Source organism: Cytobacillus citreus (assembly GCF_018343665.1).
GTDB lineage: Bacteria > Bacillota > Bacilli > Bacillales > Cytobacillaceae > Cytobacillus > Cytobacillus citreus.
In genome coordinates this window covers 1,407-17,748 of sequence record NZ_JAGYPM010000013.1, presented here as the reverse complement: position 1 = coordinate 17,748, position 16,342 = coordinate 1,407, and the positions used below count along the sequence as shown (strand labels likewise).

General features: G+C 39.2%; 13 protein-coding genes, 1 tRNA gene, 3 rRNA genes, 1 other RNA gene and 1 other annotated feature (1 of these 19 running past the window's edge). Of the genes, 14 read left to right on the top strand and 4 right to left on the bottom strand.

The genetic code is table 11. From position 1 onward, the window contains the following. Both KHA94_RS25625 and rrf read left to right on the top strand, forming a co-directional pair. Window positions 1-736, top strand: a 23S ribosomal RNA gene (locus tag KHA94_RS25625); the annotation flags it as partial. Between the two features lie 66 nt (window positions 737-802). Continuing rightward, window positions 803-919 (top strand): 5S ribosomal RNA (gene rrf, locus KHA94_RS25620). A gap of 555 nt (window positions 920-1,474) precedes the next feature. Here the strand turns inward: rrf and KHA94_RS25615 are convergent. Beyond that, window positions 1,475-2,428 carry a YaaC family protein gene (locus KHA94_RS25615; protein WP_213104883.1) on the bottom strand — a complete coding sequence of 318 codons (954 nt, stop codon included), beginning with the start codon at window positions 2,426-2,428 and terminating at the stop codon, window positions 1,475-1,477. Between the two features lie 112 nt (window positions 2,429-2,540). On the opposite strand from KHA94_RS25615, the gene guaB reads away from it, so the two are divergent. The 4 genes from guaB to KHA94_RS25595 all read left to right on the top strand — a co-directional run bounded on the left by guaB (window position 2,541) and on the right by KHA94_RS25595 (window position 7,549). Beyond that, entirely contained in the window at window positions 2,541-4,004 is a 1,464-nt protein-coding gene (gene guaB, locus KHA94_RS25610) for an IMP dehydrogenase (protein WP_213104882.1), read from the top strand. A gap of 239 nt (window positions 4,005-4,243) precedes the next feature. Further along, window positions 4,244-5,554, top strand: a complete 1,311-nt coding sequence (locus tag KHA94_RS25605; protein ID WP_213104885.1) for a D-alanyl-D-alanine carboxypeptidase family protein — start codon at window positions 4,244-4,246, stop codon at window positions 5,552-5,554. 225 nt (window positions 5,555-5,779) lie between these two features. Further along, window positions 5,780-6,008: a binding site (T-box leader), on the top strand. A 57-nt stretch (window positions 6,009-6,065) separates the two neighbouring features. Continuing rightward, window positions 6,066-7,346, top strand: a complete 1,281-nt coding sequence (gene serS, locus KHA94_RS25600) for a serine--tRNA ligase (RefSeq protein WP_213104881.1) — start codon at window positions 6,066-6,068, stop codon at window positions 7,344-7,346. A gap of 110 nt (window positions 7,347-7,456) precedes the next feature. Continuing rightward, window positions 7,457-7,549: transfer RNA gene (locus KHA94_RS25595), tRNA-Ser, on the top strand. Between the two features lie 124 nt (window positions 7,550-7,673). Here KHA94_RS25595 and KHA94_RS25590 read toward each other — a convergent pair. The 3 genes from KHA94_RS25590 to KHA94_RS25580 all read right to left on the bottom strand — a co-directional run bounded on the left by KHA94_RS25590 (window position 7,674) and on the right by KHA94_RS25580 (window position 10,478). Next, window positions 7,674-8,342 (bottom strand): deoxynucleoside kinase, encoded by a 669-nt coding sequence (locus tag KHA94_RS25590; protein WP_213104880.1) that lies wholly within the window; start codon window positions 8,340-8,342, stop codon window positions 7,674-7,676. Continuing rightward, complete coding sequence (locus tag KHA94_RS25585) at window positions 8,339-8,980, bottom strand: deoxynucleoside kinase (protein WP_213104879.1); 642 nt, start codon at window positions 8,978-8,980, stop codon at window positions 8,339-8,341. The genes KHA94_RS25590 and KHA94_RS25585 overlap by 4 nt, the downstream gene beginning before the upstream one ends. Window positions 8,981-9,191: 211 nt before the next feature. Next, the gene (locus KHA94_RS25580) at window positions 9,192-10,478 is read right to left on the bottom strand and encodes a LysM peptidoglycan-binding domain-containing protein (protein WP_213104878.1); all 1,287 of its coding nucleotides are present in this window, start codon (window positions 10,476-10,478) and stop codon (window positions 9,192-9,194) included. 335 nt (window positions 10,479-10,813) lie between these two features. Here KHA94_RS25580 and tadA point away from each other — a divergent pair, with 335 nt between their 5' ends. From tadA to KHA94_RS25540, 8 genes are all read left to right on the top strand, one after another. Beyond that, on the top strand, window positions 10,814-11,356 hold the full coding sequence (gene tadA / locus KHA94_RS25575) for a tRNA adenosine(34) deaminase TadA (protein ID WP_420828198.1): 543 nt from the start codon (window positions 10,814-10,816) through the stop codon (window positions 11,354-11,356). Between the two features lie 78 nt (window positions 11,357-11,434). Next, window positions 11,435-11,699, top strand: an RNA gene (gene ffs / locus KHA94_RS25570) — signal recognition particle sRNA large type. A 190-nt stretch (window positions 11,700-11,889) separates the two neighbouring features. Beyond that, window positions 11,890-13,584: a DNA polymerase III subunit gamma/tau gene (dnaX, locus tag KHA94_RS25565; protein WP_213104877.1), complete on the top strand. Its 1,695-nt coding sequence runs from the start codon at window positions 11,890-11,892 to the stop codon at window positions 13,582-13,584. 24 nt (window positions 13,585-13,608) lie between these two features. After that, on the top strand, window positions 13,609-13,932 hold the full coding sequence (locus KHA94_RS25560) for a YbaB/EbfC family nucleoid-associated protein (RefSeq protein WP_213104876.1): 324 nt from the start codon (window positions 13,609-13,611) through the stop codon (window positions 13,930-13,932). A 270-nt stretch (window positions 13,933-14,202) separates the two neighbouring features. After that, a complete protein-coding gene (gene recR / locus KHA94_RS25555; protein ID WP_057776992.1) occupies window positions 14,203-14,799 on the top strand; it encodes a recombination mediator RecR in 597 nt (198 codons plus the stop codon). A 261-nt stretch (window positions 14,800-15,060) separates the two neighbouring features. Next, on the top strand, window positions 15,061-15,279 hold the full coding sequence (locus KHA94_RS25550; protein WP_213104875.1) for a YaaL family protein: 219 nt from the start codon (window positions 15,061-15,063) through the stop codon (window positions 15,277-15,279). 90 nt (window positions 15,280-15,369) lie between these two features. Further along, window positions 15,370-15,633, top strand: a complete 264-nt coding sequence (locus KHA94_RS25545; protein ID WP_057776994.1) for a pro-sigmaK processing inhibitor BofA family protein — start codon at window positions 15,370-15,372, stop codon at window positions 15,631-15,633. 396 nt (window positions 15,634-16,029) lie between these two features. After that, window positions 16,030-16,342, top strand: a 16S ribosomal RNA gene (locus KHA94_RS25540); it runs 1,385 nt beyond the window's last position.

Genomic DNA, 16,342 nt, shown 5'->3' with positions numbered 1-16,342 from the left:
GGTGGGATACTACCCTGGCTGTATTGAAATTCTAACCCGCACCCCTGATCGGGGTGGGAGACAGTGTCAGGTGGGCAGTTTGACTGGGGCGGTCGCCTCCTAAAAAGTAACGGAGGCGCCCAAAGGTTCCCTCAGAATGGTTGGAAATCATTCGAAGAGTGTAAAGGCATAAGGGAGCTTGACTGCGAGACCTACAAGTCGAGCAGGGACGAAAGTCGGGCTTAGTGATCCGGTGGTTCCGCATGGAAGGGCCATCGCTCAACGGATAAAAGCTACCCCGGGGATAACAGGCTTATCTCCCCCAAGAGTCCACATCGACGGGGAGGTTTGGCACCTCGATGTCGGCTCATCGCATCCTGGGGCTGTAGTCGGTCCCAAGGGTTGGGCTGTTCGCCCATTAAAGCGGTACGCGAGCTGGGTTCAGAACGTCGTGAGACAGTTCGGTCCCTATCCGTCGTGGGCGCAGGAAATTTGAGAGGAGCTGTCCTTAGTACGAGAGGACCGGGATGGACGCACCGCTGGTGTACCAGTTGTTCTGCCAAGAGCATCGCTGGGTAGCTATGTGCGGAAGGGATAAGTGCTGAAAGCATCTAAGCATGAAGCCCCCCTCGAGATGAGATTTCCCATAGCGTCAAGCTAGTAAGACCCCTGAAAGATGATCAGGTTGATAGGTTTGAGGTGGAAGCGTGGTGACACGTGGAGCTGACAAATACTAATCGGTCGAGGACTTAACCAATTTGATTACTCCAATTCTTCTTCTGCATTATCTAGTTTTGAGGGAACAAACCTCAATTTTATACAGTTTGGTGGCGATAGCGAGAAGGTCACACCCGTTCCCATCCCGAACACGGAAGTTAAGCTTCTCAGCGCCAATGGTAGTTAGGGGCTGTCCCCTTGTGAGAGTAGGACGTCGCCAAGCGAAATGAAAGAGTATCCAATGGGTACTCTTTTTTGTTTTGTATAAGTTTTATTTGTAAACTTGGACAATAAAAATGATTTTCAGACTTTCTATAATTTGGCTAATATATGTAAATTTATTTATAAAAAGACATAAAAATCCTCTATTTTATCGCAGATTAACGGGCAGTAAGACCCCCACTTCAAGGTTGCGAGAGAATTAAAGAAACCTAAGTGGGGGATCAACTGCCCGTAAAGGTCCGACGACGGACACGATGTCCTAGTCAGGCGAAAGCCACAGGACAAGGAGTACTTCATCCGCATTTCATCGCACGACCGAAAGCAGAGCTTTTGGGAGGACGTGGCGTTTTGAGCGTGATTGGTTCAACTAACCATCAGTGGGGGATGAAAGCCGACTAAGAACGCCACGTCCTGTGGCAACGTCGGCACTAGCACGTCCTGTGCTTCGAAAAACCCCCACTGATGGAAGTTTCACTTTATTCTTCCCCTATATGCTTCCTTGAGAATAGTAAATTCAATAATAGATATTACAAGAAAGAATGGAAATTATTTATCATTACAATTTCCTTTTTAAAAATTGATAAATTAAAAAAGGTCCCTTCTTAGAGGTAATATTTAAGAAAGATTGTATGAATGGATAATCTTGATTAGGCATCATTTTAATAAGCTCACTCCACCATTCTGTTTCATATCTGGAAATCATGCTTAAATTGTAAAGTAATAAATAATGGATCAGTAATTCAGGATAGTTGTTCAAAACACTTTTTGTTGTAGGAAAGTTAATTTCTAGGTTTTCTAGATTGTATTTAAAAGGGAGAAACTCTACATTATCTAAAGTATTGAGAGAAAAATTGATAAATTGATCATTCGATTTTTGCAGTATTATTAGATCTGCCATATCAGTTTTCAAAAAATCAATAAAACGAGATTCTGTCATATGATAATTATCTAAAATTATTTTTGGCAGAGATAATAAATCATCATTTTGCTTAATTTGTATAAAAGTATTTTGTCCATTTGTTTGAGAAAACATCAGAGAAAGTTCTGGTATTTGTGAAAGCAGTTCTTGCATGGTTATTTTTTCCCCTTCCAAATGTTTCATGTGAAACATTTTCTCCCCCATATATGGAAAGAGTCCACTCTTTTGTATTTTCACTTCGTCTAGAAAAAAATGATATTGCTGTTTCTTTCTTTTCCTTGTTGAAACTCCGTGAGCCAGGACAGATGTTGATTCTGGGTAGTTTGGATCAATTGTTAATATACAAGCCTTAATTAAATGAACTAGACCGTAAAAGAGGAGTATGGGCTGTATAATCAAAGGAGCATTTTTTGCTTGATTATAATAAATTTGTCCATGTTCTAGGTAATAAATAAATGGGTAACAATTTTCATAACTTTTTTGTTCAGCTAAGTCAATATTACGAAGCTTATAGCATTTTTTAAGAAAAGTTTGTGAAGAGCTTGCTGAAAAAAAATATAGAAATGAATCCCAATCTTTAAAATCAAACATCAATAGTACCTCCGAATTTTTAGAAAAGTCAAACATATTGAAGAGTCCTTGACAGTATTTTGCCCAATTGATAACCTACTAATAATATTTTCTAGACTAGGGGGTCAAAAAGATGTGGGAAAATAAGTTTGTAAAAGAGGGTTTAACATTTGATGATGTGTTGCTTGTTCCTGCCAAATCAGAGGTTCTTCCACGTGATGTAAATTTAAGTGTTCAATTAACTGAGAAAATTAAGCTCAATATTCCACTAATCAGTGCAGGTATGGATACTGTAACAGAAGCTGAAATGGCTATTGCAATGGCCCGTCAAGGCGGACTAGGAGTTATTCACAAAAATATGTCAATCGAGCAGCAAGCTGAACAGGTTGATAAAGTGAAGCGCTCAGAGAGTGGCGTCATTACAGACCCATTTTTCCTTACCCCAGAACAACAAGTTTTTGATGCAGAACATTTAATGGGAAAATATCGTATTTCCGGTGTTCCGATCGTCAATAATCATGAAGAACAGAAACTTGTTGGGATATTAACGAACCGAGACCTTCGATTTATTTCTGATTACTCAATTATCATTTCCGATGTTATGACTAAAGAAAATCTTGTAACTGCACCTGTTGGAACTACTTTAGCAGATGCAGAAAGTATTCTTCAAAAACATAAAATTGAAAAGCTTCCACTTGTTGATAGTGAAGGGATTCTTAAAGGTTTAATTACCATTAAGGATATTGAAAAAGTAATTGAATTCCCAAATTCAGCTAAGGATCAACAAGGAAGATTATTAGTAGGGGCAGCTGTTGGTGTCACAAAAGACACAATGAAGCGAGTAGAATTGCTTGTTAAATCACAAGTGGATGTTATTGTCGTTGATACAGCTCATGGGCATTCTAAGGGTGTATTGGAAACAGTCCGAGAGATTCGCAACGCATACCCAGACCTTGCAATCATTGCAGGAAACGTAGCTACTGCAGAAGCTACAAAGGATTTAATCGGGGCTGGAGCAGATATTGTGAAAGTAGGAATCGGGCCTGGATCCATTTGTACAACTCGAGTGGTTGCTGGTGTAGGTGTTCCGCAAATAACAGCTGTTTATGATTGTGCTACAGAGGCAAGGAAGCATGGAAAACCGATTATTGCTGATGGTGGAATCAAGTATTCAGGTGATATCGTTAAAGCACTTGCTGCTGGAGGACATGTTATAATGCTTGGAAGCTTATTAGCAGGTGTATCCGAAAGCCCAGGAGAGACAGAAATTTTCCAAGGACGCCGTTTCAAGGTTTACCGTGGAATGGGTTCTGTTGCAGCTATGGAAAAAGGTTCAAAAGACCGATATTTCCAAGAAGATAATAAAAAATTCGTTCCAGAGGGAATTGAAGGTCGTCTGCCATATAAAGGACCATTAACAGATACAATTTATCAGCTTGTAGGCGGATTACGTTCAGGAATGGGCTATTGTGGAACAAAAGACTTAACCGAATTAAGAGAAAATGCTCAGTTTGTAAAAATGACGGGTGCAGGGCTTAGAGAGAGTCATCCGCATGATGTTCAAATTACAAAAGAAGCTCCAAATTATTCATTATAATAATTATAAAAAGTAGAGAAAAAATTGATCTGCACCCTAATTGTTAGTCTCAACTAACAATTAGGGTGCAGTAAAAATCTTCTCTGCTTTTTATTTTGGTCATCAGAAGCCAAGAATAGGTAAATCCTCTATCTATGTTTTAGGTTCTAGTTATGTTAAAATATCAAAAGTGTACTAAATAGTTGGAGGGCTTTCTATTGAAAAAATTTCGTAAATATGTTGCTAGTATTCTTGCATTAATGATGGTAATAGGGCTTTTTCCTAGCTTAAATAAAGCCCATGCAGAAGATATTTTAAATATCAATGGAGATGCTGCTATTTTAGTAGAAGCAGAGACCGGAAAGGTATTATATTCAAAAAACGCTGATCAAGTCTTAGGGATCGCAAGTATGACGAAAATGATGACGGAATATATTCTTCTTGAAGCGATTGAAGAGGGAAAAGTGAAGTGGGATCAGGAATATTCCGTTAGTGAGTATGTATGGAAGATTTCTCATGATACGAATTTATCAAATGTTCCATTGCGTAGAGATGGTAAATATAAAATTCGTGAATTGTATCAGGCAATGACGATTTATTCAGCCAATGCTGCGACCATTGCTATTGCTGAAACGATTGCTGGGTCAGAAAAAAACTTTGTGAAAATGATGAATGAAAAAGCGGAAGAGCTTGGCTTAGAGGATTATAAATTTGTCAATTCATCCGGTTTAAATAATAAAGATTTAAAAGGATATCATCATACTGGAACTGAAGAAGAAGAAAATGTTATGTCAGCAAGAGATACAGCTAAGCTGGCATCAGCTCTAATTAATAGATTTCCAGAAGTATTAGAAACAACTAGTATTCCAAAAATGACCTTCAGAGAAGGTACTGAAGATGCTATTGTAATGGAGAACTGGAACTGGATGCTACCAAGCCTAGTCTATGGTTTTGAAGGTGTAGACGGGCTAAAAACAGGAACGACAGATTTTGCTGGGTATTGCTTTACAGGTACTGCAGAGAGAAATGGCACCCGTTATATTACAGTGATTATGAATGCTAAGGATGATAGTGGAAAAGGGTCTTACAAATCGCGTTTTGATGAGACAAAGAAAATGCTCGATTATGCCTTTAGCAATTTTAGTAAAGAAGAGATTGTACCAGCGAATTATGAAGTAAAGGGCAAAAAGACATTACCAGTAACGAAAGGTAAAGAAGATAAGGTAAAGATTCATACAAAAGATCCAATCACGATGGTCTTAAAAAACGGAGAAAAAGAAAACTATAAACCGAAGCTCGTTCTTGATAAAAAGAAATTAAATGAAAAAGGCGAACTGACTGCACCAATTAAGAAAGGTGAAAAAATTGGTACGTTAACGCTTGAATCTCCGAGTGATAAGGATTTAGAATTTTTATCTGAAGATGGAAAAAGTAAAATTGCAGTAGATGTTGTTGCTGCTGACGATGTTGAAAAAGCGAACTGGTTTGTGCTTACAATGCGTGGAATTGGAAGCTTCTTCGGAAATGTTTGGGGAGGAATTTCCTCAACCGTTCAAGGGTGGTTTTCATAACAAAGAGATTCCTGTCTTGACAGGAATTCTTTTTTTAGCTAATAGGAAATTTTAAGTTTATTAACGTACTAAAGAAAAGTGTGTTTTTAATTAAATAACTGCTAATAAGATCGCATAAGAAGAACTAAGGCATTCGCCAAGTTTTTCTAATCATTAAATTTGTATAATTCAGTTGCAAATGGTTTAAAATTGTAGTACATTATGAATTACAAAAATTTTCTATAATAAAAAGCAATGAGAGGAACTAGTAGCAGGAAATTCGTTCTTAAGAGAGCCAATGGCTGGTGAGAATTGGCGAAAGAAGCCTGTGAATCCATCCTCAAGTAAAGTATGGAACGCCTTGAATAACCTCTAGGTCAGTAAATACTTTCGGTTAAAACCGTTATGAATGAAGGTGGAGGGCAATTCATTGTCTTCAACTAGGGTGGCAACGCGGGTAACTCTCGTCCCTTTTATAGGGACGGGAGTTTTTTGTGTTTTTGTACCTACTAAAAAAAGGAGGGAATATCCAATGTTGGATATTAAGTATTTAAGGGCTAATTTTCAAGAAGTGAAAGAGAAGCTTAAGTATAGGGGGGAGGATTTAACCGATCTAGAGAAATTTGAAGATCTAGATACGAAACGTCGAGAGTTAATTGTTCAGGCTGAGCAGCTGAAGAGTAAACGGAATGAAGTATCTCAGCAAGTGGCGGCATTGAAGCGAGATAAACAGGATGCGGATCATTTAATTGTTGAGATGAGAGAAGTCGGAGATCAAATCAAGACACTTGATGATGAACTCCGAAGTGTGGAAGAAGCATTGGATCAATTATTGCTCAGCATTCCGAACGTTCCACATGAAAGTGTTCCGGTTGGGGAAACTGAAGATGATAATATTGAAGCTTGGAAATGGGGCGAAATTCGCGAGTTTGAATTCGAACCGAAACCACATTGGGATGTTGCTGACCAGCTGAAAATTCTTGATTTTGAAAGAGCGGGAAAAGTGACAGGAAGCCGTTTTGTTTTCTATAAAGGTTTAGGCGCTCGCTTAGAACGTGCATTATTCAACTTTATGCTTGATCTTCATACAGATGAACATGGCTATAAAGAAGTCCTACCGCCGTATCTTGTCAATCGTGCTAGTATGACAGGAACAGGGCAACTTCCTAAATTTGAAGAAGATGCTTTCCTTGTAGGAAACGAGGATTTCTTCCTTATTCCAACTGCCGAAGTACCAGTAACGAATATGCATCGAGATGAAATTATCACTGGAGAGGATCTCCCGATTAACTATGCTGCCTTTAGTGCGTGCTTCCGGTCAGAAGCAGGTTCTGCCGGCCGTGATACTCGAGGACTTATTCGCCAGCACCAATTTAATAAGGTTGAGTTGGTGAAATTTGTTAAACCTGAAGATTCTTATGATGAATTAGAAAAATTAACAAAGAATGCTGAGAAGGTATTACAGCTATTAGGACTTCCATATCGAGTAATGAGCATGTGTACAGGGGATCTTGGTTTCACAGCTGCGAAAAAGTATGATATTGAGGTATGGATTCCAAGCTATGGCACATATAGAGAAATTTCTTCTTGCAGTAATTTTGAAAGCTTCCAAGCAAGACGTGCAAATATTCGCTTCCGTCGTGAGCCGAAAGGAAAGCCAGAGCATGTTCATACATTAAATGGATCTGGACTCGCGATTGGCCGTACGGTAGCAGCTATATTAGAAAATTACCAACAGGAAGATGGTAGTGTTATCATTCCTGAGGTATTACGCCCTTATATGGGAAACCGAGATGTCATTAAACCTGAATAGGTTACGAAGGAAGATAGTCTTTTCTGAGCGGTGTCAAAACCGCTCAAAAAAAATCTTATATACACGTTGACTTCATTTAAAATAAGTGATATATTATTTCTTGTCGATACGGAGGAATACCCAAGTCCGGCTGAAGGGATCGGTCTTGAAAACCGACAGGCGGGTCAAACCGCGCAGGGGTTCGAATCCCCTTTCCTCCTCCATTATAATTGACATCTAACATGCGCATAAATTGGAGATGAAATCGTTACAGCTGTAACGATTTTTTTTTGTATAAGAAATTATAAATTTGGTTTAATAATGTAAAAATAGTCGCCCATTCGGCGACTATTTTTTTAACAACTGGGTTTGTTTGAGAAATTTAGAAATGCGTTCAAGGATTGGCTCAATTGAACTTTCCTCCTCGATAATGTCATAATCATTAATGTTTAAACGAAGAACAGGGCATGCATTAAATGTATTAATCCAATTTTCATAGCGCTTATGCATTTCCTCCCAATAGGAAACAGGTGTCTGTTGTTCCATTGGACGTCCTCTCTCTTGAATACGCGATAAGATATCATCAAGGGAGCCTTCAATATAGATAAGAAGGTCTGGGTGTGGAAAATAGGGTGTCATGACCATCGCTTCAAAAAGACTTGTGTATGTTTCATAATCTACCTTTGACATTGTGCCTTTTTCATAATGCATCTTGGCAAAAATACCAGTATCTTCGTAAATCGAGCGATCTTGAATGAAACCGCCTCCATATTCAAAAATACGTTTCTGCTCCTTGAATCGTTCAGCTAGAAAGTAAATTTGCAAATGAAAGCTCCAGCGATCGAAGTCTGTATAAAATTTATCCAAGTATGGATTAGAATCGACTTTTTCAAAAGATGTGCGGAAATGAAGTGCCTTGGCAAGGGCATTCGTCATGGTAGATTTCCCGACTCCTACTGTACCAGCTACAGTAATGACAGCATTCGAAGGAATTTCATATTTGTTACGTAAAATCATGATTGTATGCTCCCTTTTTTAAATGATTGGTTTAAAGTGTCAAATATATAGTTTAGATCATCCTTGTTTTTTACAAAATCTAAGTCATCACCATTGAATCGAAGAACTGGCACTTCTGGATGTTGAGCTTCGAATTCACTAATGGCGCTTTCATAATCAAACGATAGCTGCTCCAAGTAGAGAGGGCTAATATTCTTTTCAATTTCCCTTCCTCTAAGCCTAATGCGCTTAAGCAGTGTCTCAAGGCTGGCATGTAAATAAATGACCATATTTGGTTTCGGCATATCAGCCGTTAAAATCTGATATATTTTTAAATACTTATCGTATTCGGTTTTATTTAAGGAGCGCCCTGCAAAAATTAAATTTTTAAATATATGATAGTCAGCCGTGACAGGTTTATTATTTTTTAAATAATGGTTATGTATATCAACTAGCTGCTTGTATCGGTTGCAGAGGAAAAACATTTCTGTTTGAAAGCTCCATTCCTCTATGTTTTCATAGAACTTACCTAGAAATGGATTTTCATCTACTATTTCTTTAAGTAAAGTAAATTGATAATGGTCGGAAATTGCTTTTGCCAGCGATGTTTTTCCTACGCCAATTGGCCCCTCAACCGTAATAAAAGGTGCTGCTTTCATCAATTGCCCTCCTACTCCATCTTGCTTTTCTATTCTAAATCTCCTATTAAATAGGATTAATCTTGTAAATAGCCGTTCTTAATGGGCACAAAAATTATTTTAACATACTATGAGAGTGGAAGGGATATGGAATTTTATATGGGTAAAGACAAAAAACAGCTGCAGACGTTAGCAGCTGTTTTAATTAAATATAAAAGTATCACTTTTCTAATCAGGCTCTTTTTACTACCTCAAAATTTTCCGTAATTAATAACCAGTTTTGTGGGAAGGAGAGTCCGAGCTTCCAATAACTCATTCCTCTTAGTTTTAATTCTTTAATTAAATTGAATTTAGCTTGAATGGACTTAGCATCTTCAAACCAGACTTCATGTTTTTTTCCTTCATTATCTGTATAGTTAAAGAATGGTGCTTGGGCTCTTGAATCATACTGGATGGGGACATTATGTGCTGCAGCAAGCTGAATAGCTTGCTGTGGGCTGACTGCTTTTGCAACCGACCCTGGAACAAAGGGCAATGTCCAGTCATATCCATATAGATTCTGCCCCATTAAAATTTTTGATGATGGGATCTCAGTTATGGCATATTCTAAAACTTTTCTAACTGGACCAATAGGAGAAACTGCCATGGCTGGACCTCCGCTATATCCCCATTCATATGTCATGATAACGACGAAATCCGCAATTTCTCCATGCGCTTTATAGTCATGTGCCTCATACCATCGGCCTTTTTGAGTTGCGCTTGTTTTGGGGGCAAGAGCTGTAGAAAGCAGCCAACCCTCTTGTTGAAATCTTGCCTTTGCTTTCCTTAGAAACCGGTTATAAGCTTCACGATCCGCTGGGCGCAAGTATTCGAAATCGAAATGAATATCCTTAAATCCATATTTTTTTGCTGTCGCGACAATGTTATCTAAAAATTTATCTTGTATAGGAATATTATTTAGAAGAATACGGCCAAGCTCGTCATTAAACTGATCGTTCTCTTGATTGGTAATGACCATCATCAAAACATTTTGATTAGCTCGGGCTATGGCTGGGAAATTATTTAATAATGGTTCTTTTAGTGATCCGTCACGAAGTGCTTGAAAGCTGAAAGGGGCTAAGTAAGTTAAATAGGGTGCTGCTTCCCGTGCGCTTGCTTCTAGATTAGGTGCAACGGATGTTCCTCTAGGTTCTACATAAGCATTAAATTCTGCCTTTGGCCTGGGACGAGGTGGAATATAGAGTCGAAATCCAACTTGAAGCGGGGTATTAACAGAAATTCCATTAACCGCTGCTAGCTCCTGAAAGGAAATACCAAATTTCCGTGAAATAGAATATAAGCTATCGCCACTCTGCACCCAGTAAAATTGTCCAATAATTGGAATAACGATTGTCTGTCCGACCACTAAATTGTTCGGATTAGGAATTTCATTTGCTTCTGCAATTTCTTTGGCGGTTGTTCCGTAAGCTCGTGCAATACTTGTTAATGTTTGATTTTCTTGAACAACATGAATTTGCAAATTACTCCCTCCTTCATACAATATAAAGTGAAACTTCCATCAGTGGGGGGGTCTTTCATCCCCCACTGATGGTTAGTTGAACCAATCACGCTCAAAACGCCACGTCCTGTGGCTTTCGCCTGACTAGGACATCGTGTCCGTCGTCGGGCTTTTACGGGCAGTTGATTCCCCACTTAGGTTTCTTTGATTCTCTCGCAAACTTGAAGTGGGGGTCTTACTGCCCGTTAATCTGCGACAAAACATAGAACATCAGCCATGTAATATGAACACTACAACCATTTTATGAAGGGAAAATAGAAGTAATGATATAATTGATTAAGGAAAAAATTAAGGGAATGAATAAAATGGTTTTGCAGAACGATCATATAGATGAAATATTTATGCTTGAAGCTATAAAAGAAGCAAAAAAGGCTGAACAAATAAAGGAAGTCCCGATTGGGGCGATTATTGTCCATAATGGAGAGATCATTGCAAGAGCACATAATTTAAGGGAATCAAACCAAAATGCCATTGCTCATGCGGAATTGCTTGCGATTGATCAAGCTTGTAAGCAGCTTGGGACGTGGAGACTTGCGGATGCTGTTCTATACGTCACACTTGAGCCATGCCCGATGTGTGCGGGAGCAATCATGCTTTCTCGGATTAAAACAGTCGTTTATGGTGCGAAGGATCCAAAGGGCGGCTGTGCCGGCACGTTTATGAACCTTCTTCAGGATGAACGCTTTAATCATCAGAGTGAGGTTGTGTCAGGAGTCCTTGAAAAAGAGTGTAGGGATCTTCTATCTGATTTCTTTAAAAGATTGCGCGAGCGGAAAAAGGAAGAGAAAAAAAGGAGACAGCTGCAATTGGATACAAATACAGGAATTGACAGTGAATAGGAATTGATTTTTAATCGGAATGTTAGTATACTTATATATGCGTCACATATGGCGCAATTAAATACGGTTTCAACTTTGCCGTGCTAGGCGGGGAGGTAGCGGTGCCCTGTACTCGCAATCCGCTCTAGCGAGGCTGAATCCCTTCCTGAGGCTGATGTCCTGTAGGGCCTGCCTTAAGTAAGTGGTGTTGACGTCCGGGTCCTGCGCAATGGGAATCTATGAACCATGTCAGGTCCGGAAGGAAGCAGCATTAAGTGGACAATCTCATGTGCCGCAGGGTTGCCTGGGCCGAGCTAACTGCTTAAGTAACGCTTATGGGCGTCAGTCGAAGGAAGGTGCACGGCAGTTTAACTATGATAAATGAAACTCATCTCAGATTGGGATGAGTTTTTTATTTAAGAAAAAGTATAAGTTTTCTCGAGTCTAAGAAATGTCTAGCTTCAGCGCTTACGCTTTTCTTAGATTAACTTTGTAATATATATTTTATATACGGTATAATAGTCAAAGAGAATACATAGGAAGGGGGCGTGTCAATGAGTTATCAAGCTTTATATCGCGTTTGGCGGCCACAAAGCTTTATTGATGTTGTTGGACAAGAGCATGTAACGAAAACATTGCAAAACGCCCTGCTTCAACAAAAAATATCGCATGCTTATTTATTTTCAGGCCCTAGGGGAACTGGTAAAACTAGTGCTGCAAAGATTTTGGCAAAAGCGGTTAACTGTGAAAGAGCACCGATAAGTGAGCCGTGTAATGAGTGTCCGTCATGCAGAGGGATTACAGATGGCTCAATTCCAGATGTCATTGAAATTGATGCAGCCTCTAACAACGGTGTAGAAGAAATAAGAGATATTCGCGATAAGGTGAAATATGCTCCAAACGCCGTAAAATACAAGGTCTATATTGTTGATGAAGTGCATATGCTTTCCATTGGCGCATTCAATGCTCTGTTAAAAACTCTTGAAGAACCGCCAAAGCATGTTATCTTTATTTTGGCGACAACTGAGCCTCATAAGATTCCCCTTACGATCATTTCAAGATGCCAGCGCTTTGATTTCAAACGTATTACGGCCCAAGCGATTGTGGGAAGAATGAAGCTCATAGTGGAAGAGACTGGCGTCGAATGTGATGAACAAGCATTGCAAATTATTGCACGAGCGGCAGAAGGTGGAATGCGTGATGCTCTGAGCTTACTCGATCAAGCGATTTCGTTCAGTGAGGATAGTGTAACAATTGAAGATGCTTTAACAGTTACAGGAGCCGTTTCTCAAGGATACCTTAATAAATTAGCAAAAGCTGTGATGGAAAGAGATGCAGCTTCAGGTCTAGGATTTTTGGAGGAATTACTCGCTCAGGGGAAAGACCCTTCAAGATTTGTAGAGGATTTCATTCTGTACTATCGTGATATGCTGCTCTTTAAAGCGGCCCCTCGGTTAGAAGAATCGCTGGAAAGAGTGATGCTAGATGAGGATTTCCAATCTCTCGCAAATGAAATGAATCCAGAAGAGCTGTATGAATTAATCGAAGTATTGAATAAAGCACAGCAAGAAATGCGCTGGACGAACCACCCTAGAATCTTCCTCGAGGTTGCAATTGTAAAGCTATGTCAACTACAAAAAAGCAAAGTACAAGAATTCTCTGGAGATCTTCAGCCTCTGCTGCAGAAAATTCAGCACCTTGAGCAGGAAATAAGTGACTTGAAGCGGCAAGGTATAACTCTTCAAGATGAAGCTCAGCCAACAGTTCAAAAGAAGCCACAAAGAAGTTCTCGAAAAGGCTTCCAAGCTCCTGTAGGGAAAATTAATGAAATATTAAAGCAAGCAACTAAGAATGATTTAATGGCTATTAAAAGCAAATGGAGTGAAATGCTTAATAGGCTTGTTCATAATCAAATGCGGTCACAGGCTGCTTTGTTGAATGAAGCGGAGCCAGTTGCAGCTTCCGAAAATGCTTTTATCATTAAATTCAAATATGAAATTCACTGCCAAATGGCGATGGATAATGCAAAGTTTTTAGATACATTATCTAATACGATGTTTGAGCTTTTTGGAAAACGAATACAAATGGTTGGAATCCCTGATGAACAATGGCAAAAAATTAGGGAAGATTTTTTACACACTCAGCGGGATGGTGAAGCTGGGGATGAAGTTCATCAAAATGAGGAAGAACCGTTAATTGCTGAGGCTAAGAAAATATTTGGTGAAGAATTAGTAGAAATCATAGAATAATTATTAATGTGGAGGTTTAATAAAATGATGCGTGGAATGGGAAATATGCAAAATATGATGAAACAAATGCAAAAAATGCAAAAGAAAATGGCTGAAGCACAAGAAAAGCTAGGTGAAGAAAGAATCGAAGGTACTGCTGGCGGTGGAATGGTTACAGTGATTGTTTCTGGCCATAAAGAAGTACTAGAAGTAAACATAAAGGAAGAGGTTGTAGATCCAGACGATATTGAAATGCTTCAAGATCTAGTGCTGGCAGCAACCAATGATGCACTGAAAAAAGCAGATGAATTAACAAACAATACAATGGGGCAATTTACAAAAGGAATGAACCTGCCAGGAATGTTCTAAGACAACATTCCCTCTGTCTTGCTTTGACGTACAGGACTTATTAGTGTCGACGTTGCCATAGGACAAGAGAAGCTTCATTAGCAATACATCGCACGAACAGATGCGTAGCTTTTGTGAGGACGTAGCTTACTTAGTCGACCAGCGCCTAGGGGCTCGAGGTCATAAGCTAATCCATCAAGAAGGTTAAAGACCAACCTTCTTGATGGCTCGTCTTATGCTTGTCGGGGGTGATCAAGGCGCTTCCGCTTTTCCTAAAAGGAGGAATAAATAATGCACTATCCTGAACCGATATCTAAGCTGATTGACAGCTTTATGAAATTGCCAGGTATCGGCCCTAAAACGGCCGCTCGTCTGGCTTTTTTTATATTAAGTATGAAGGAAGATACGGTGCTTGACTTTGCAAAGGCCTTAGTCAATGCAAAAAGAAATTTAACTTATTGCTCTGTTTGTGGTCATATCACAGATCAAGATCCGTGTTATATTTGTGAGGATCAAAGAAGGGATCGCTCAGTTATCTGTGTTGTTCAAGATCCTAAAGATGTAATTGCAATGGAAAAAATGAAAGAATATCATGGTCTCTATCATGTTCTTCAAGGGGCAATATCACCGATGGATGGGATTGGGCCGGAAGATATTAATATTCCATCACTATTGAAAAGGCTCCAGGACGATACAGTACAGGAGGTCATCCTTGCAACAAATCCTAATATTGAGGGAGAAGCAACAGCTATGTATATTTCTAGACTTTTAAAGCCATCTGGAATACGTGCTACTCGAATTGCACATGGGCTTCCAGTTGGAGGGGATCTTGAATATGCTGATGAGGTCACACTGTCAAAAGCTCTTGAGGGAAGAAGAGAAGTCTGATATATAACGATTATTTAAAAAGTGCCCAGTAGGGGAGCTATCGTTTTTAAAAGATTAGAAAGTATAACTTTTTTGATTTTGAGAAATGTCTAGCGCAAGCAGCCTAACCCCAACTTATAGGACGTACTATTTTCGTACAAAGGACGCTTCGAAAGCGAAAATCGCACGACCAAAAGGAAATTATTGGAAGGTACATCACGGGGACAATTGTCTTTGATTGTTCTGAAGGGGCTTGCGTATTTCTTACTGGGGGAAAAGAAAATGTTATTTCGTAGAAAGGGTTGGCTTCGTAAAGAATTCGATGATAAGCTCTTTGAAAAAGCTAATGAGCTAAGGGACATCTGGATGAATCAAAAATTACTCATTGAAAAAAGCTTTGATCCATCTGCTGAAATTATGAGCCAAGCAAAAATTAGTGAAGCAAAATATTTTTTTCTATTTAAAGAAGTAAAAAATAGAAACATTTCTATAAGGAAATAAATTATGCAGCAGTCCTTCTCTCGTGGTATTTTTTGTGCTTCAATTTCATAAATTGATAGTACAAGTTTACTGAGAGGAGGCTTTTCCTTATTGGAGCCTATTGTGGTGATCTCCATTTTAGGAGGTTGTATTTTATTGCTTTTATTTCTTGGTGCACCAGTGAAACCAGTAAGATTTATTGGGCAAGGTGTGATTAAATTACTTATTGGCGCACTTTTTTTATTCTTTTTAAATGCCTTTGGAAACCAATTTGGTATACATGTGCCCATTAATTTAGCTACTGCTTCAATATCGGGCTTTTTAGGAATACCTGGTTTGTTTTCATTAGTGGCCATACAAACTTGGATTATATAAGGTAAATAAACAGCTGCTTATTACAGCAGCTGTTTATTTTTGAAAATGTATTGACACCCTATCTATATGGTGGTAATATATTAAAAGTCGTCACAATAACTTATTAACAACCTACATTTAAAAATAAAAAAAGTTGTTGACAAAGCGTTGTTGAAATGATATATTTATAAGGTCGCTTCTGAGCGATAATGGTTTAAAATTTGCTCTTTGAAAACTGAACGAACAAAAACGTCAACGTTAATTCTAAGTCTTTTTATAAGATATTTTTAAGAGCTAAATCTTACTCTTTATCGCGTATTAACGAGCAGTAATATCCTTTCGGATAACTGCCCGTAAATGCCCGATCGATTCGACTAACCATTTCGGGGAAAGACACCCCGTAACGGAAGTCTCATCTTATTGGAGAGTTTGATCCTGGCTCAGGACGAACGCTGGCGGCGTGCCTAATACATGCAAGTCGAGCGGACTTGTGAGAGCTTGCTCTCGCAAGTTAGCGGCGGACGGGTGAGTAACACGTGGGCAACCTGCCTGTAAGACTGGGATAACTTCGGGAAACCGGAGCTAATACCGGATAATTCTTTTCTACACATGTAGGAAAGCTGAAAGATGGCTTCGGCTATCACTTACAGATGGGCCCGCGGCGCATTAGCTAGTTGGTGAGGTAACGGCTCACCAAGGCAACGATGCGTAGCCGACCTGAGAGGGTGAT

Bases quoted from the DNA above. Each gene is read 5' to 3' on its own strand.
- serS (WP_213104881.1), top strand. From the start codon at position 6,066: ATGTTGGATATTAAGTATTTAAGGGCTAATTTTCAAGAAGTGAAAGAG.
- KHA94_RS25585 (WP_213104879.1), bottom strand. From the start codon at position 8,980: ATGAAAGCAGCACCTTTTATTACGGTTGAGGGGCCAATTGGCGTAGGA.
- KHA94_RS25590 (WP_213104880.1), bottom strand. From the start codon at position 8,342: ATGATTTTACGTAACAAATATGAAATTCCTTCGAATGCTGTCATTACT.
- KHA94_RS25550 (WP_213104875.1), top strand. From the start codon at position 15,061: ATGTTATTTCGTAGAAAGGGTTGGCTTCGTAAAGAATTCGATGATAAG.
- tadA (WP_420828198.1), top strand. From the start codon at position 10,814: ATGAATAAAATGGTTTTGCAGAACGATCATATAGATGAAATATTTATG.
- KHA94_RS25605 (WP_213104885.1), top strand. From the start codon at position 4,244: ATGATGGTAATAGGGCTTTTTCCTAGCTTAAATAAAGCCCATGCAGAA.
- KHA94_RS25560 (WP_213104876.1), top strand. From the start codon at position 13,609: ATGATGCGTGGAATGGGAAATATGCAAAATATGATGAAACAAATGCAA.
- guaB (WP_213104882.1), top strand. From the start codon at position 2,541: ATGTGGGAAAATAAGTTTGTAAAAGAGGGTTTAACATTTGATGATGTG.
- dnaX (WP_213104877.1), top strand. From the start codon at position 11,890: ATGAGTTATCAAGCTTTATATCGCGTTTGGCGGCCACAAAGCTTTATT.
- recR (WP_057776992.1), top strand. From the start codon at position 14,203: ATGCACTATCCTGAACCGATATCTAAGCTGATTGACAGCTTTATGAAA.
- KHA94_RS25615 (WP_213104883.1), bottom strand. From the start codon at position 2,428: ATGTTTGATTTTAAAGATTGGGATTCATTTCTATATTTTTTTTCAGCA.